Origin of the sequence: Streptomyces sp. NPDC059452, from assembly GCF_042750035.1 — a bacterium.
Taxonomy (GTDB): Bacteria; Actinomycetota; Actinomycetes; order Streptomycetales; family Streptomycetaceae; genus Streptomyces.
The window spans coordinates 1-15474 of record NZ_JBHYVE010000022.1 but is presented as its reverse complement, the minus strand read 5'-3'; the positions used below and the strand labels follow the sequence as shown (position 1 = coordinate 15474).

At 73.6% G+C, this 15474-nt stretch carries 12 protein-coding genes and 1 pseudogene; 10 read left to right on the top strand and 3 right to left on the bottom strand.

What is annotated here, in order from left to right; genetic code table 11:
* The 7 genes from ACFW9Z_RS26150 (at nucleotide 1) to ACFW9Z_RS26120 (ending at nucleotide 7352) form a co-directional block, all read left to right on the top strand.
* Complete coding sequence (locus ACFW9Z_RS26150; RefSeq protein WP_384644996.1) at nucleotides 1-1395, top strand: O-antigen ligase family protein; 1395 nt, start codon at nucleotides 1-3, stop codon at nucleotides 1393-1395.
* A complete protein-coding gene (murJ, locus tag ACFW9Z_RS26145; RefSeq protein WP_384644995.1) occupies nucleotides 1392-3131 on the top strand; it encodes a murein biosynthesis integral membrane protein MurJ in 1740 nt (579 codons plus the stop codon). The genes ACFW9Z_RS26150 and murJ overlap by 4 nt, the downstream gene beginning before the upstream one ends.
* Nucleotides 3121-3933: a polysaccharide deacetylase family protein gene (locus tag ACFW9Z_RS26140; RefSeq protein WP_384644994.1), complete on the top strand. Its 813-nt coding sequence runs from the start codon at nucleotides 3121-3123 to the stop codon at nucleotides 3931-3933. Before murJ ends, ACFW9Z_RS26140 begins: the two co-directional genes overlap by 11 nt.
* A complete protein-coding gene (locus tag ACFW9Z_RS26135) occupies nucleotides 3930-5066 on the top strand; it encodes a glycosyltransferase (RefSeq protein WP_384644993.1) in 1137 nt (378 codons plus the stop codon). Before ACFW9Z_RS26140 ends, ACFW9Z_RS26135 begins: the two co-directional genes overlap by 4 nt.
* A complete protein-coding gene (locus ACFW9Z_RS26130; protein ID WP_384644992.1) occupies nucleotides 5063-5788 on the top strand; it encodes a lipopolysaccharide biosynthesis protein in 726 nt (241 codons plus the stop codon). The genes ACFW9Z_RS26135 and ACFW9Z_RS26130 overlap by 4 nt, the downstream gene beginning before the upstream one ends.
* Nucleotides 5785-6930, top strand: coding sequence for a GNAT family N-acetyltransferase (locus ACFW9Z_RS26125; RefSeq protein ID WP_384644991.1), 1146 nt, complete (start codon nucleotides 5785-5787; stop codon nucleotides 6928-6930). Before ACFW9Z_RS26130 ends, ACFW9Z_RS26125 begins: the two co-directional genes overlap by 4 nt.
* A 140-nt stretch (nucleotides 6931-7070) precedes the next feature.
* Nucleotides 7071-7352: a chaplin gene (locus tag ACFW9Z_RS26120; RefSeq protein WP_384644990.1), complete on the top strand. Its 282-nt coding sequence runs from the start codon at nucleotides 7071-7073 to the stop codon at nucleotides 7350-7352.
* Between the two features lie 67 nt (nucleotides 7353-7419).
* Here the strand turns inward: ACFW9Z_RS26120 and ACFW9Z_RS26115 are convergent, their stop codons facing one another.
* Both ACFW9Z_RS26115 and ACFW9Z_RS26110 read right to left on the bottom strand, forming a co-directional pair.
* A complete protein-coding gene (locus ACFW9Z_RS26115) occupies nucleotides 7420-8283 on the bottom strand; it encodes a tyrosinase family protein (protein ID WP_384644989.1) in 864 nt (287 codons plus the stop codon).
* A gap of 37 nt (nucleotides 8284-8320) precedes the next feature.
* On the bottom strand, nucleotides 8321-8791 hold the full coding sequence (locus ACFW9Z_RS26110; protein ID WP_384644988.1) for a tyrosinase family oxidase copper chaperone: 471 nt from the start codon (nucleotides 8789-8791) through the stop codon (nucleotides 8321-8323).
* A gap of 212 nt (nucleotides 8792-9003) precedes the next feature.
* Between ACFW9Z_RS26110 and ACFW9Z_RS26105 the strand changes: the two genes are divergently transcribed.
* The 3 genes from ACFW9Z_RS26105 (at nucleotide 9004) to ACFW9Z_RS26095 (ending at nucleotide 14581) form a co-directional block, all read left to right on the top strand.
* Nucleotides 9004-10284, top strand: coding sequence for a cytochrome P450 (locus ACFW9Z_RS26105; protein WP_384644987.1), 1281 nt, complete (start codon nucleotides 9004-9006; stop codon nucleotides 10282-10284).
* A 123-nt stretch (nucleotides 10285-10407) separates the two neighbouring features.
* Nucleotides 10408-11679 carry a glycoside hydrolase family 26 protein gene (locus ACFW9Z_RS26100; RefSeq protein ID WP_384644986.1) on the top strand — a complete coding sequence of 424 codons (1272 nt, stop codon included), beginning with the start codon at nucleotides 10408-10410 and terminating at the stop codon, nucleotides 11677-11679.
* A gap of 241 nt (nucleotides 11680-11920) precedes the next feature.
* Entirely contained in the window at nucleotides 11921-14581 is a 2661-nt protein-coding gene (locus tag ACFW9Z_RS26095; protein WP_384644985.1) for a SpoIIE family protein phosphatase, read from the top strand.
* Here the strand turns inward: ACFW9Z_RS26095 and ACFW9Z_RS26090 are convergent.
* A pseudogene (locus tag ACFW9Z_RS26090) lies at nucleotides 14570-15474 on the bottom strand (ABC transporter ATP-binding protein); the annotation flags it as partial. The gene ACFW9Z_RS26095 and the pseudogene ACFW9Z_RS26090 overlap by 12 nt on opposite strands.

Genomic DNA, 15474 nt, shown 5'->3' with positions numbered 1-15474 from the left:
ATGGCCGCCACGCTCACTCCCCCGGCGCCCGAGGCCCCGGCCCGTACCGCCTCCCGCCCCGGCACCGGCACCGGCGGATGGCGCGGCCGCTGGCCGCTGCTGCCGCTGATCGCCGCCGTCCTGCTGCCCGCCCTGCCGTACGGCACCGGGGGCGACGGCCCGGCGGCCGGACCGGCCGATCTGGCCTCCGGCATCGCCGTCCTGGTCTGTGTGGGACGGCTGCTGTACCTGCGGCAGCGCCCGCTCGGCGTGACCGCCGCCCTGGTGCTGGGGCTGCCCGCCCTGGGCTTCGCGGTGGCGACGGTGACGGCCGCCGACCCGGCCGCCGCGCTGCCGGGCCTGGTCCGCTACCTCCAGGTCTTCGTCCTGGTCCCGACGGCCGTCTACCTCCTCCTCAAGGACGCCCACGGCTTCCGGATCGTCGCCGGGGCGCTGGTGGTGCTGGCCGTCGTCCAGGGCGCGGTGGGGGTCAAGCAGTACGTCACCGGGACCGGCGCCTCGTACATGGGTGAGGAGATCCGGGCGGTCGGCACCTTCGGGCCCAGCGACATCATGGGCATGGCCACGGTCGTCGCCTACGGGCTGCTGGCCGCCGCCGCGTGCGCCCTGCGGACGCCCCGCAACGCCCCGGCCTGGCTGCGCCCGTGCGCGGCGGTCCTCGCCGTCGTGCTGATCGTGCCGCTCGCGCTCTCCTTCAGCCGGGGCGTGTGGATCGCCACCGCCGCCGCCCTGCTCGTCGCCCTGGCCCTGTCCGGCCGCAGGCAGGCGCTGACCTCGCTGGCCGTGCTCGGTGCCTCCGGCGTCGTTCTGGTCGGCGGGTTCGGCATCGGCTCGGAGATGATCGCGGAACGGGCCGCCAGCGTGACCCAGGTGACGCGGGCCCCGGACCGGTCGGTGAGCGACCGGTACGCCATGTGGAGCGCGGCGGGCTCCATGTGGCGCGAGCAGCCGGTGACCGGAGTCGGCCTCAAGGGCTTCCCCGCCCACCGCGACGCCCACGCCTCGATCGGCCTCTCCTCCGGCAGCGACACAGCCGGGGCAGGCCAGGAGTACCGCAAGCAGGCCCTGCTCTCGCCGCACAACATGTACCTGCTCATCCTCAGCGAGCAGGGCCTCATCGGTCTGACGGCGGTCGTGGGCAGTTGGGCGGCGATCCTGGTCGGGGCCGTACGCAGGCTGGTGCGGGAACGCTCGCGCGGCCATGCGGCCCTGGACTGCGGTCTGGTGGCGGTCGCCCTGATGACCTGGCAGTGCGTCAACTTCCTGTACTCCGACATCGGCGGGCCCACCACCGTACTGAGCGGTGTCATCCTCGGGCTCGCCGCCTGGTGGGCGCTGGCCGGGCCGGAGCAGGCGGATGTCCCGGCCGGGCCGGCGAAGGCGGGCGCCGCGTGAGGGACACCGGTACGGGAACGGAGGCGGCGGCCCCCGCCCACGACGAGGCCGCCCCTCCCCTGCTGCCCGGCCCCGGGCAGCCCCCCGGCCCCGGGGGGACCACAGCCTCCGGCACCGCACCGGAACCGGCGGGCGGCGGCGAGGCTCCCGGACTGGGCTCCTTCCTCGCCCGTGCGGCGGCGGCCACGGCGGTGCTGACCGTGCTCGGGGCCGCACTCGGCCTGGTGCGGGACCAGGCGATCGCCCGGTACTTCGGCGCGAGCGACGCGAGCGACGCGTTCCTGATCGCCTGGACCGTGCCGGAGATGGCGGCGACGCTGCTGATCGAGGACGGGATGGCGCTGCTCCTCGTCCCGGCGTTCAGCCTCGCCCTCACCCGGCGTGCGGCCGCCGAGGGGACCGGAGCCGCCGGGGAGCCGGGCGCCGACCCCGTACGCGAGCTGGTGGCGGCCACGCTCCCCCGGCTCTGTCTCCTGCTCACGGCCGGGGCGGCGCTGCTGATGGCGGGCGCCCCCTGGGTCGTCTCCGTCCTGGCGCCCGGGCTGGCCGACCCCGGGCTCGCGGTGGACTGCACCCGGCTGACCGCCGTCACCGTGCTCACCTTCGGCATCACGGGCTACTTCAGCGCCGCCCTGCGCGCCCACCGCAGCTTCCTGCCGCCCGCCGGGGTCTATGTCGCGTACAACATCGGCATCATCGGCATGACGCTGGCGCTGCACTCGGTGTGGGGGGTGCGGGCCGCAGCGGCGGGTGTCGCCGTCGGCAGCCTGCTGATGATCCTCACCCAACTCCCCACGTTCCTGCGGTTCCTGCCCCTGGCCCGCCCCCGCCCGCCCCGCCTCGGGCGGCTGAAGCGCCGGGCCGTGCGCACCGCCCCGCTGCTGGGGATGACGGTGCTCGCGCCGGTCGTGCTGTTCGTGGTGAGCCGTCAGTCACAGGTGCTGGTCGAGCGGTTCCTGGCCTCCACGCTCCCGGCGGGCGCCATCTCGCATCTCAACTACGCGCAGAAGGTCGCGCAGATGCCGATGGTGCTCTCGCTGATGATCTGCACGGTGACGTTCCCGGTCGTCGCGCGGGCGATGGCCGACGGGAACCGGGAGAAGGCCCGGCAGCGGGTCGAGCGGGACCTCGCGCTGGCGGGCATGGTGGTGCTGCTCGGCACGGCGGTCGTGCTCGGTTACGCGCCCCAGATCATCGAAGTCCTCTTCCAGCGCGGCGCGTTCGACACCGCCGACACCGAGGCCACCGCCCAGGTCATGCGGGTCTACGCGGCGGGGCTGCTCGGCCACTGCCTCGTCGGCGCCCTGAGCCGGCCGTTCTTCTCCTCCGGGCGGCCCACCTGGTTCCCGGCGTTCGCGATGGGCACCGGGCTCCTCGTCACGATGGGCGCCGGGTACGCGCTCACGTACCGCTTCGGCGTCGACGGCATCGCCACCGCCAACGCACTCGGCATCAGCACCACCGCGCTGCTCCTGCTGATGGGGCTCGGCACCCGGGTCGTCCCGATCCGGGCCCGCGCGGTCACCCTCGCGCTCGGCCGCCTCACGGGGGCCGCGCTGGTGGCCGGGGCGGTGGGCTGGGCGGCCGCCCCCCTGCTTCCCGACGCCGTGCTGAGCCTGGCCGCCGGATGTCTCCTCGTCCCCGCCGTCTTCTTCCTCACCGGGCTGGCGCTGCGCTCGCCCGAGGTCGTCTCCCTGCTGGCACTGATCCGACGGAGGTTTACTGATGGCCGCTGATACCCCGGCCCATTGCGCCGAAGCTCCCTCGCCCCCTCGCCGCCCCCACGCCCGCCGTCAGCCGTGGATCCTCACGTACCACTCGGTGTCGGACGACGGCGACGACCCGTACGGCATCACCGTCACCCCCGAGCGCCTGGGCGAGCAGCTGTCGTGGCTGCGCAGCCGGGGGCTGCGGGGGGTGGGGGTCGCTGAGCTGATGCGGGCCCACGCGGCGGGGCGGCGCGGGCTGGTCGGGCTGACCTTCGACGACGGGTACGCGGACTTCCTCCACGAGGCGCTGCCGGTGCTGCGCGCCCACGGCTGCACCGCGACGGTCTTCGTGCTGCCGGGGCGGCCGGGCGGGGTCAACGAGTGGGATCCGCTGGGTCCGCGCAAGCCGCTGCTCACCCACGAGGAGATCCGCCGGATCGCCGCCGCGGGTGTGGAGATCGGCTCGCACGGTCTGCTCCACCAGGACCTCACCACGCTCTCGGACGCGGAGCTGCGCCATGAGACGGGCCACAGCCGGGAGTTGATCGGTGAACTGACCGGCACGGTCCCGGCGGGCTTCTGCTATCCGTACGGGGCGCTCGACCGGCGGGTGAGCGCCGCCGTCGGCTCCGCGGGCTACGCGTACGGCTGCGCGCTGGCGCCCGGGCCGCTGCTCAGCCGGTTCGCGCTCCCCCGCACCCACATCAGCCAGGCGGACCGGGGCGTCCGGCTCTGGGCCAAGGACCTGCGGCACGGGCTGCTCCACGGGGCGGTCCCCGGCGCGGGCTCCCGTACCGCGTCCCCGGTCTGGGCGGGCGGTACCCGGTGAGGGCGCTGCACGTCATCACCGGGCTCGGGGTCGGCGGCGCCGAGCAGCAGTTGCGGCTGTTGCTGCGCCATCTGCCGGTGGAGTGCGACGTGGTCACGCTCACCAACCCGGGTGCGGTGGCGGACGGGCTGCGGGCCGACGGCGTACGCGTCATCCATCTGGGGATGCGCGGCAACCGGGACCTGTCGGCGGTCGGGCGGCTGGCCCGGCTGATCCGCGACGGCCGCTACGACCTGGTCCACACCCATCTCTACCGGGCCTGTGTGTACGGCAGGATCGCGGCCCGCCTCGCGGGGGTCCGGGCGGCCGTGGCGACCGAACACTCCCTGGGGCGCGCCGAGATCGAGGGCCGCCCGCTGACCCGGGGCATCCGCGCGCTCTACCTCTCCACCGAACGGCTCGGCTCGGCCACGATCGCCGTCTCGTCCACCGTCGCCGGACGGCTGCGGGACTGGGGGGTGCCCGCCGACCGGATCCGGCTGGTGCCCAACGGCATCGACGCCGACCGCTACCGCTTCGACCCGGACCGGCGGCTCGCCGTCCGGGCGGCCCTGGCCATCCCCGACGACGCGTTCGTGGTCGGCGGGGTGGGCCGGCTGGTGCCCGGCAAGCGCTTCGACGTGGCGGTACGGGCCGTCGCCGCGCTGCCGGGGGCCCGGCTGCTGCTGGCCGGTGACGGGCCGGAGGCTCCGGCGCTGCGGGCGCTGGCGGCCCGGCTCGGCGCGGCGGACCGGATCACCCTCCTCGGGGGGTGCGGCGCGGGCGGGTCAGGCCCGGTCCCCGGGGTCCCGGCACTCCTCAGCGCGGTCGACACGTTCGTGTCGACGTCCCGCGAGGAGTCCTTCGGGCTGGCCGCCGTGGAGGCGCTCGCCGCCGGGCTGCCCGTCCTGCACGACGCCTGTCCGGCCATCGACGACCTGTCCCCCGCCCACGCCCCGGGCGCCACCCGGATCGCCGGGAGCCCCGACGAGCTGACCGCCGTGCTGCGGAAGCGGATACAGGCCCGGCCCGACCGCAGCCCGCCGCCCCGGGCCGTCGGCCACTACGACATCCGGCGCAGCAGCGAGCGCCTGATGGATGTGTACGCGTACGCCCTCGACACCGCCCCACCGAACCGGAGAGCCCTTTCATGACCGAGTCTCCCGAGCAGCAGCGTCCCGTCGTCCAGCGGCGCCGGCCGCGCACCGCCCTCACCCGGCTGCCCCAGTGGTGGCCCCTGCCCATTGGTGTACTGCTGGGCACGGCGGCAGGGCTCTCGCACGGCCTGCTCTCGTCCCCGCAGTACGAGGCCACCAGCTACGCCATGGCGGTCGCCGAGGAGGAGACGAACCCCGCCGCCGCGCTGGGGTTCGCACAGTCCTACGGGCGCCTCGTCACCAGCGACGCGACCCTCTCCTACGCCCAGGGCGCGGCCGGTGAGCCGATGCGCGAACTGCGTACCCAGGTCCGGTCGGAGACCTCCCCCGACTCGCCGATGATCGCGGTGACGGGCACGTCGGACCGGGCGGGCAAGGCGGCCGACATCGCCAACGCGGTGATCGAGGCCGTCATCGTCAGCAGCGGCCATGTCTCCAAGGACACCGGGGTGAAGCTGATCAAGTTCACCCACGCCATGAAGCCGGACCAGCCGGTCTCGCCGTCGGTGCCGCTGGGCACCGCCGTGGGAACGGCCGCGGGCGGTCTGCTGGGCGGCCTCGTGCTGCTCGTACGGCCCCGGCGTACGGACCGGAACGCCTCGGCCCAGGTGCCCGGACCGACCGCCGCCGAGGTCCCCGGACCCACGCAGGCCGAGGTCCCCGCGCCGAGCACCGCCGAAGACGGCGCCACCGCCGACGGACGGGAGCTCGTGCGATGACGGCCGGCCGGGGCAGCCTCTCCGTGACGCTCTGCCGGGACTTCCGGGAGTTCGGCGCGCTCGCCGGGGAGTGGGACGCGCTGCACCGCCGCTGCGCCACCGCCACCCCGTTCCAGAGCCACGCATGGCTCCACTCGTGGTGGATCTCCTACGGTCAGGAGGGGCGGCTGCGGGTCCTGCTGGTCCGCCGTTCGGGGCGGCTGATCGGTGCCGCGCCGCTGATGCTGGCGCACCGTCCGATGCCGCTGCTGGTGCCGATGGGCGGGGCGATCTCCGACTTCTTCGACATCCTGGTGGACCGGGAAGAGGCCGGGTACGCGGTCGGGGCGCTCCAGCGCGGTCTGGACCGGGCCGCCCGGCACACGGTGGTCGATCTGCGGGAGGTCCGGCCGGACGCGTCGGCGCAGTTGCTGTTCGGCCGGTGGCCCGGCGCCCGCAGCCGGCTCACCGATTCCACGTGCCTGGAGCTGCCCGCGCAGCCGCTCGGCGATCGTGTGGCACGGCTCACCGGTTCGCGGGGCCAGCGGCTGCGGGCCAAGCTGCGCAGGATCGAGGCCCTGGGCGTCGAAACCCGCAAGATCCCGCAGGACGGGGTCCCGGCGGCCATCGGCACGCTGCTGCGGCTGCACGAACTCCAGTGGCGTGACCGGGGGGTCAACCCCGAGCACCTGCGGGCCCGGTTCTCGGACCATCTGGTCCGTTCCGTGGGCCGGATGGTGGCGGACGGCACGGCCGCCGTCACCGAGTTCCGGATGGAGGGCACGGTCGTGGCGGCCAACCTCTCCCTGCAGTCTGCGCAGCTGGCGGGCGGATACATGTACGGGGCGGATCCGGCGCTGCGGGAGCGGAAGGTCGATGTGTCGACCATGCTGCTGCGCGAGGTGGCCCAGCAGGCCTCGGACACCGGCCGGGAGGTGCTGAGCCTGCTGCGCGGCTCGGAGGAGTACAAGAGCCACTGGCAGCCGGTCACGGTGGTCAACCAGCGGTTGCTGCTGGCCCGCCCGGGTCTTGAGCCGCTGCTGCGGCTGCGGGAGTCGCAGGTGGCGGTACGGGAGCGGGCGGTGGAGACCGTGAAGACCCGGTTCCCCGCCGCCCGGGACTGGCACGGGCGCCTTACCACTCTTCCCGTGATCGGGCGGTGAGGCGGGCCGCGACAGGCCGGAGGACAACACGGGCGATATCACCTCAACATTGATCCGTTACCGTCCGGCGTCTGCCGCGTTGTCAGAGCATGCGGGCCTCGTGCTCCGCAGAAACCCCCCTTTTCTCACAAGGAGTTCTGATGTCGCGTATGACGAAGGTTGCCGCTGTGATGGCGGGCACCGGTGCCCTGGTCGCCGGCGGGGCCGGCCTGGCCGTCGCGGACTCGGGTGCGCAGGCCGCAGCCATCGGGTCCCCCGGTGTCGCCTCGGGCAACATCCTCCAGCTCCCGATCCACGTTCCGGTCAACGTCTGCGGCAACACCATCAACCTGGTCGGCGTGCTGAACCCGGCCTTCGGCAACACCTGCGTCAACGTCTCCGAGGGCCACGACGACAAGGGTGACTACGGCTACGGCCACTGATCTCCCCGCTCCACGGCGACGGCCGGCTCCCTCCTTCCGGAGGGGCCGGCCGTCGCGCTGTGCGGGCTCAGGCGTAGCGGTAGACCTTGCTGTGGTCGAGAAGCTTGCGGGGGGTCACGTTCCACGGGGGCATCGGGTCGTCCAGCCCGAAGACGTGACGGCGGTCCCGGCCGGGTGTGTCGGGCTTGCGGCCCGGCAGGTAGGCCGACTTCGGGTGGGCCTGCTGCCAGCGGTCCCAGAGCAGGTCGATGAACGAGTGGTGGAGCCAGAAGACCGGGTCCTCGGGGGAGGCCGCCCCGGCCATCGGGCCGCCGACCCACTGGTGGACCCGGTTGTGGTTGCCGACCGTACGCACCCGGTGGATGCCCCAGCCCTCGGCGCGGTTGCGGAACCCCTCGGTGCTGATGCTGTTCCACGGCTCGGTGTCGTAGACCGGGTCCTTCAGCGCCCGGGCCACGTCGTCGGCGGTGGGCAGGGAGACCGGGTTGTTGCCGGGCCTGCCGAAGTTGCGGGTGAGCCAGTTCTGGTCGGTGACCCCGGCGCCCACCCTCCAGTTACCCGCGTCGAAGGCGAACGCCCCGGTGGTGACCCGCCGGTCGCCGGGCCTGCCGTTGCCACCGAGGAAGTCCTCCGCCCAGAGCGAGGACGTGGTCGAGCGGTCCTGGGTCCAGTCCCAGTACGGGACGCTCACCCCGGGGTCCACGGCCTGGAGGGCCTGCTCGAACTCCAGCAGGTAGCGGCGGTGCCAGGGGAAGAACGAGGGCGTCATATGGGCCGGGCGCGACCGGTTCTCGGTGTCCATGACGTAGTACTCGCGGTGCATGACGACGAAGTCGTCGTAGCGGCCCGAACGCTTGAGCTTCAGGATCGCGTCGACGAGGCGCCGCTTCTCGGTGCGCGTCAGATCGCGCTGGTTCTTGCGGGTGTACACCGGTTGTGGTCCTCCTGGTAGGCGTGCGCTGGTGCGTTCACGGGCGGTGCGGGGCGCGGAGCGCGAGCCGGGCGGTGCCGAGCTCGTCCACGGCGGCGCGGGCCGTCTCGCGGAGCGTCGGGAACGACTCGTAGTGCGTGACATCGCTGAGGTACGTGCCGTCCGCGCGCCGCATGACGTGCAGCGGGCGGCCGTCGATGCGGATCTCGGCGATGGGTTCCGCGTGGTGCGCCCCGCCGCCGCCCGGTCCACCGGCCGGTACCAGCACGTTCAGGCTGCCGCTGATCTCCCGGCCCCGGTACATCTCGGTGAACTCCTCGGCCCCGGCGGTGGTACGGCCGGGGCCCTTCGCCGGTGCGGCGGCGGGCCGGTCGTGGTCGCGCAGCGGGAGGAGGGCCACGGCGGTGCCCCCGACGGCGGCCGCGGTGAAGGCGGTGCGCAGGACGATCCGGCGCGACGGACCGCGTACCCCACGCGGTGCGCCGCCCGGATCCGTGATTCGGCTCATGGGTGACTGCCTCTCATTGACGTTCCAGGAGGTGTTGCTCGCGATGGTGGCAACGAGGCGGCGGTAAAAGGGTTCTCGTGGGCGCGGTGTCCCTCCCGTTCCGTCAAACGCGTGACTGTACGCGGCCATCCGCGCCGGAGGCCCGCGTCGGACGGCCTGCCGGGCGCACCGGACCGGACGATGGCCTCGCGAACTCGTGGAGGTGGATGGACATGACCGTTCCGAATCAGGTGTCCGGTGGCCGTACGGCACACGGCGACCTCGCCGACCCGGCCTTCTGGCAGCTGCCGCGCCCGGAGAGGCTCGGCGCCTTCGCCCGGCTGCGGGAGCTGGAGGCGCCCGTGCTGTTCACGCCCCGGCCGGGCACCGCCCGTACGTCCGGGAAGCCGTTCTACGCCCTGGTGCGCCACGCGGACGTAATGACCGCCAGCCGCACCCCGAAGGTCTTCGCGAGCGCTCCGGGGGCCACCACCCCGGAGCCGACCGGCTGGGCGAAGGCGCTGTTCGGGAACTCGATGGTCAACATGGACGGGCCCGAGCACGCGGCGCTCCGCCGGATCATCTCCCGGCGCTTCACCCCGAGGCTGCTGGCCGCCACCGAGGAGAACATCGGCCGGCTGGCCGGGCGGCTGGTGGACGAGATGATCGCCGAGCGCGCCGGCGACTTCATGCCGTCGGCGGCCTCGCGGCTGCCGCTGGAGGTGATCTGCGACCTGATGGGCATCCCGGCGCTCCACCGGCCGCGGATCGCGGAGCAGATCGACCACGCCTCGGAGCACGTCGGCGTCGAGCGCCGGGGCCGGGCCAGGCTGCGGATTCCCGGCAGCGGGACGGCGTCGCTGGCCCGGATGCAGCTCGTGATGGCCCGACTGGCACGTGAGCGCCGCCGCCGTCCGCAGGACGACCTGGTCTCGGCCCTGGTCCGTGCGGACGTGGACGGCGAGGGGCTGTCGTCGCGGGAGCTCGGCGCCTTCTTCTCGCTGCTGCTCGTGGCCGGTGTGGAGACCACCCGGAACGCGATCGCGCACGGGCTGTCCCTGCTGGACCGCCATCCGGAGCAGCGGGAACTCCTGCGGTCCGATTTCGACCGGTACATCGGCGGCGCCGTCGAGGAAATCGTCCGCCATTCGACGCCCATCATCCAGTTCCGCAGGACCGTCGTATCGGAATTCGAGCTGGGCGGCCGGACCTTTCTTCCCGGGGAGAAAGTCGCACTGCTCTACGCGTCCGCGAACCGCGATGAATCGGTTTTCACCCGTCCGGATCTCTTCGACATCACCCGGTCGCCGAATCCGCACCTGGGTTACGGGGGAGGCGGCCCGCACCACTGCCTCGGCGCCCATCTGGCCCGGCTCGAAATGACGGCCCTGTTCAGGGAGCTGCTCACCCGACGCACCGTCATCCGGCGGACCGGCGATCCGAAGCTGGTCGATTCGAATTTCGACAACCGGGTCGGCTCCCTGCCGTTCACCCTCGGCCCCACCGTCACCTGAACGGCCCGTTCGCAACGCCGAATAGGATAAATGGACCGCGTCTGATCGCGTGCGGTGCAGGATGATGAAACTCTCTTCCCAACGGGCCGAATCGGCCGGAATTCATTGCAGCCAGGAGGAGTCATGCCGGCCAAGCGCCGACTCATCACCACGTGCATCGCCGCGGCTGTCCTCAGTCTCCTGGCCGGCGCCGGTATCGCGGGGCAGTTGCCGCCGGGCACCGACTCCGTGGACAGCGCCGCCCCGGGACCGCAGGGCAGCAGGGGCGCCAACTCCACCGCACACGGCGCCTACCTGGACTACGGGCCCGCCGGGGTCCGCAGGATGGGCGAGCTGTCCCGCTGGCTCGGCGGCGCCGAGCTTCGGGTGGGCCACACCTACCTGCCGGGCGACCTGTGGGTGAACATCGAGGGCACCCCCGACTTCCTGGAGTCCTGGGCCACCTGGCGCAAGGCGGACGAGAAGCGGATGTTCGTCCTCAACGTCCCCATGCTGGAGCGGAACGAGGAGCGCGTCCCGGACGCCCAGGTCCGCCGGCTGCTGCGGGCGGGGGCGGCGGGCGACTTCGACCAGCACTTCACCAGGCTGGCCGAGCGCCTGGTGGACCTGGGCGTGCCGGACACGGTGATCGTGCTCGGCTGGGAGATGAACGGGACCACGTACACCCACCGCTGCGGGCCCGATCCTGCGTCCTGGAAGGCGTACTGGCAGCGGATCGTGGCGGCGATGCGCGAGGTGCCCGGCCAGGAGTTCCGTTTCGACTTCACGCCCAGCCGGGGTCTGGACGCGGTGCCCTGGACCGCGTGCTACCCGGGTGACGACGTCGTCGACATCATCGGGATGGACTCCTACGACCAGCCGCCCGGCAAGTCCTTCGACGACCAGATCAACGATCCGTACGGGCTCCAGAAGCACGTCGACTTCGCGGCGGAGCGCGGCAAGCCGATCTCGTTCCCGGAGTGGGGGCTCTTCCGCAACGGTGACAATCCCGAGTACATGCGGCGGATGCTCGACTGGATCGACCGGCACCAGCCGCTGTACCAGACGATCACGGACTACTGCCCGCACGGTGTGTGGCAGTGCCGGAGCAATCCCCGCTCCTCGAAGGTCTACCGGACGAAGCTCGCCGAGATGGCCGCACCGGTGAAGCCCGCCCCGAGCGTGCCGCCCACCACGGCCCCGACGCCGCCTCCGGCCCCGACCGCTCCTCCGTTCCCGACCCCGCCTCCGTTCCCGTCCTTCCCTCCGGCCGTACGGCCGTCGCCGTCCCCGTCGGTGCAGCCCACGCCCCTCGCTCCCGAGCCGCCGGCCGGCCGCGAGTGGTGCGTCACCGTGCCGTTCGGGGACTGGCTGAGCCAGTGGATGAAGGAACGCAAGTTCTGCTTCCGCTTCTGACCGTGCCCATGGAAACGGCTCCGGCTCTCCTCTCGGGAGCCGGAGCCGTCCACCCACACGGGTCCAGCGCGGGGGCAGGGGGACGAGCGGCCGCTCGTCACTCCCCCAACGGGGACACCGCCTGCCGCGTCACGCCGCCGAACGGGCGAAAGCAGGTGCACCGGGCCCGGCCGGGGAGCGGGCCGGTGCGTACTCGGGGGTGACGCGCGACCATGGAAACCTAGAGATGGTGGTGAGGTGCATGGCATCCGCCGACGAGGGCCCCCCGGCGGGGCCCGGCCCGCTGCCCTCCGCGGACCCTCGGGGCCCCGTGCGGCTGGGAGACGACGCGGTGGCGGTGATCGCCGGGGACGGCACGGTCATCGGCTGGACCCGCGGGGCTCAGGCCCTGCTCGGATACCCGGCCGCCGAGATCGTCGGGCGGTCCGCCGCCCTGCTGCTCGCCGGATCCCCCGACCCCCGGCGTACGGCGGCGGTCGCCGCCCGCAGCCGCGGTGGGTCGGGGTGGAGCGGCCGGATCGCCCTGCGCGACCGGAACGACCGGCAGCTCGACGTCGATGTACGGGTCTCCGCCTCGTTCCTGGTCGCCGGGCGCGAGGGCTTCCTGGTCTCCGGCCGGGAGCGCTCCCCGCAGTGGATCGTGGGCGGATCGGTGCTGGAGGGGTTCCTGACCCGGTCGCCGGTCGGAATGGCGGTGATGGACCCGGAGCTGCGCTACCTCTGGCTCAACGACACCCTGGAGCGGTTCGGCGGGGTCCCCCGGGAGCAGCGGCTGGGGCGCCGACCCGCGGACGTGCTGCCCGGGCTGCTCGCGGCGCCCATCGAGCGGCTGATGCGGCAGGTCCTGGCGACCGGTGTACCGGTCACCGACTACGAGTACCTGGGGTGGAGCTGGTCCGACCCGAACCGCCGCCGGGCCTACTCCAGCTCGTTCTTCCCGCTGGCCGACGCCGAGGAGAACCGGATCGGCATCGGCTACATGGTGCAGGACGTGACCGACCGGTGGAACGCGCGCAGACTGCTGGCGCTCGTGAACGAGGCGGGGGCCAGTATCGGCTCCACCCTGGACGTCCAGCGCACGGCCCAGGAGCTGGCCGATTTCGCGGTGCCCCGGTTCGCCGACTTCGTCTTCGTCGACCTGCTGGAGACACCGCTGGGCAGGGAGCGGCCGGGCGTCCCCCTGCTCGGTGCGGGGGTGCGGGACGGCAGGCCGCAGATGCGCCGGATGGGGATGAGCTCGGTCCGTGAGGGGTGTCCGGAGGCCGTGGTGCGGGTCGGGGAGAGCGTCGACTTCGTACCACCGCCGCACGACGCCCATTTCCTGCTCGACGGTGACCCGGTCCTGCTTCCGCTGCTCGACCCGGACAGTCACGCCTGGGCCGTGGAGCAGCCCGCGCGGGCCGCCCGGATCCGTGAGTTCGGGCTGCACTCGCTGATCTCCGTACCGATGCGGGCCCGGGACACGATCCTCGGCCTGACCACGTTCATGCGGTCGCAGAACCCGGTCCCGTTCGACGAGGACGATGTGGCTCCGGCCCGGGAGCTGGTGGCGCGGGCGGCGGTGTGCGTGGACAACGCCCGACGCTACACCCGGGAGCACACGGCGGCGCTGGTCCTCCAGGAGAGCCTGCTGCCGCACACCCTGCGCGGCGGGACGGCGCTGGACGTGGCCTCCTCCTACCTCCCGGCGGATGCGAAGGACGGGGTCGGGGGTGACTGGTTCGACGTGATCCCGCTGTCCGGGGCGCGGGTCGGGCTGGTGATCGGTGATGTGGTGGGCCATGGGATCAGCGCCGCCGCGACGATGGGCCGGCTGCGCACCGCCGTACAGACACTGGCCGACATGGACCTCGCGCCGGACGAGCTGCTGGCCCGCCTGGACGATCTCGTGCTGCGGCTGAGCGAGGAGGAGACCGCGGGCGGGAAGGACGACCGGGGCGCCACGACGGTGCTGGGCGCCACCTGCCTGTACGCCGTCTACGATCCGGCGAGCCGGTGCTGCACGATGGCCCGGGCCGGGCACCCGCCGCCGGTGGTCGTCACCCCGGACGGCACGGTCAGCTACCCCGACCTGCCCTCCGGCCCGCCGCTGGGCCTGGGCGGGCTCCCCTTCGAGGCCATGGACGTGGAGCTGCCCGAGGGGAGCCTGCTCGGGCTCTACACCGACGGCCTCATCGAGGGCACCGACAAGGACGTCGAGCAGGGGATGGACCGGCTGGGGCGGGCCATCGCGCGGGGCGGACTCCCGCTGGACGAGCTGTGCTCGGCGGTGGTCAAGGAGCTGCTGCCCGTACCGCAGCCGGACGACATCGCCCTCCTGCTCGCCCGCACCCACGCGCTGAGCCCGGACCGGCAGGCCTCGTGGGACGTGCCCCTGGACCCGGCGGCCGTCGGCGTGATCCGGAACAAGGTGGCCCGTCGGCTGGAGGCATGGGGTCTGGACGAGCTGACGATGACGACCGAGCTGATCGTCAGCGAGCTGGTGACCAACGCGATCCGGTACGCCTCCGGCCCCGTACGGCTGCGGCTGCTGCTCCAGTCGGTGCTGACCTGCGAGGTCTCCGACGCCAGCAGCACCACCCCGAGGCTGCGGCACGCCCGTACGACGGACGAGGGAGGGCGCGGGCTGTTCCTCGTCGCGCAGCTCGCCCGGCGCTGGGGCACCCGGTACACGCACCGGGGGAAGATCATCTGGGCGGAACAGAGTCTGCCGACGCCGCTGGCTGTGCCTGCGGCCGGGGCTTCTTCGGGGTCTCCTCCGGGGCCTCCATCGGGGTCTCCTCCGGGGGCTCCTCCCGGGTCTCCGCCCGGACCTCTTCCCGGGTCTCCGCCCGATCCTCCGTCCGGGTCTCCGTCCGGGGCTCTTCCCGAGCCGCCTCCCGGATCTCCGCCTTCCGGTTGAGCAGCCGGGTCAGTGCGCCGCCCGACCGGATCAGTTCGTCCCAGGTGCCCTCCTCGACGATGCGTCCCCCGTCCAGGACGGCGATGCGGTCGGCCCTGCGGACGGTGGCGGGGCGGTGGGCGATGATCAGCGTCGTACGGGTCGCGGAGTCGGCCGCGAGTGCCTGCGCGAGCTCCGCGTCGCCCCGGTGGTCCAGGTGGGCCGTCGTCTCGTCGAGGACGAGCACCCGGGGGCGGCCGAGCAGCCCACGGGCCAGGGCGACCCGGGCCCGCTGGCCTCCGGAGAGCGTCGTGCCGCGTTCGCCGACCGGGGTGTCCAGCCCGTGCGGCAGGGCATCGACGACGGGGCCGAGGCCACAGGTGCGGACCACGGCGGCCAGCTCCCGGTCGGTGGCGTCGGGAGCGCCGAGGCGGAGGTTCTCGGCGAGGGTCCCGTGGAAGAGGGGTGCCTCCTGCCCGACCACGCACACGGTGGCCCGCAGGTCCTTCTCGGTGAGCTGCCGCAGGTCGACGGGGTGGGCCGGGGGCGCCGGAGTCAGCTCCACCGTTCCCTCCTGCGGGTCCCAGTAACGGGCCAGGAGGTGGGCGCAGCTCGACTTCCCGGCCCCCGAGGCGCCGACGAGGGCCACCGTCTCGCCCGGCCGTACGGTCAGGTCGAGGCCGTCCAGGACGGGGGCGGCGCCGTAGCCGAACCGTACGCCGCGCAGCCGCAGGCCGAGCGGGCCCGGGGGTACGGGACGGGGAGCGGTGGAGGCGGGCGCTCCCGCGGGGGCGTGCACGGCGGCCCCGACCCGGGCGGCGGCGGCGCGCAGACCACCCGCGCGGCCGAGCGCGGCCGCCGATTCCGCGACCGGGGCGAGGGCCCCCAGGGCGAGTGCCATGGCGGCCGGGGCC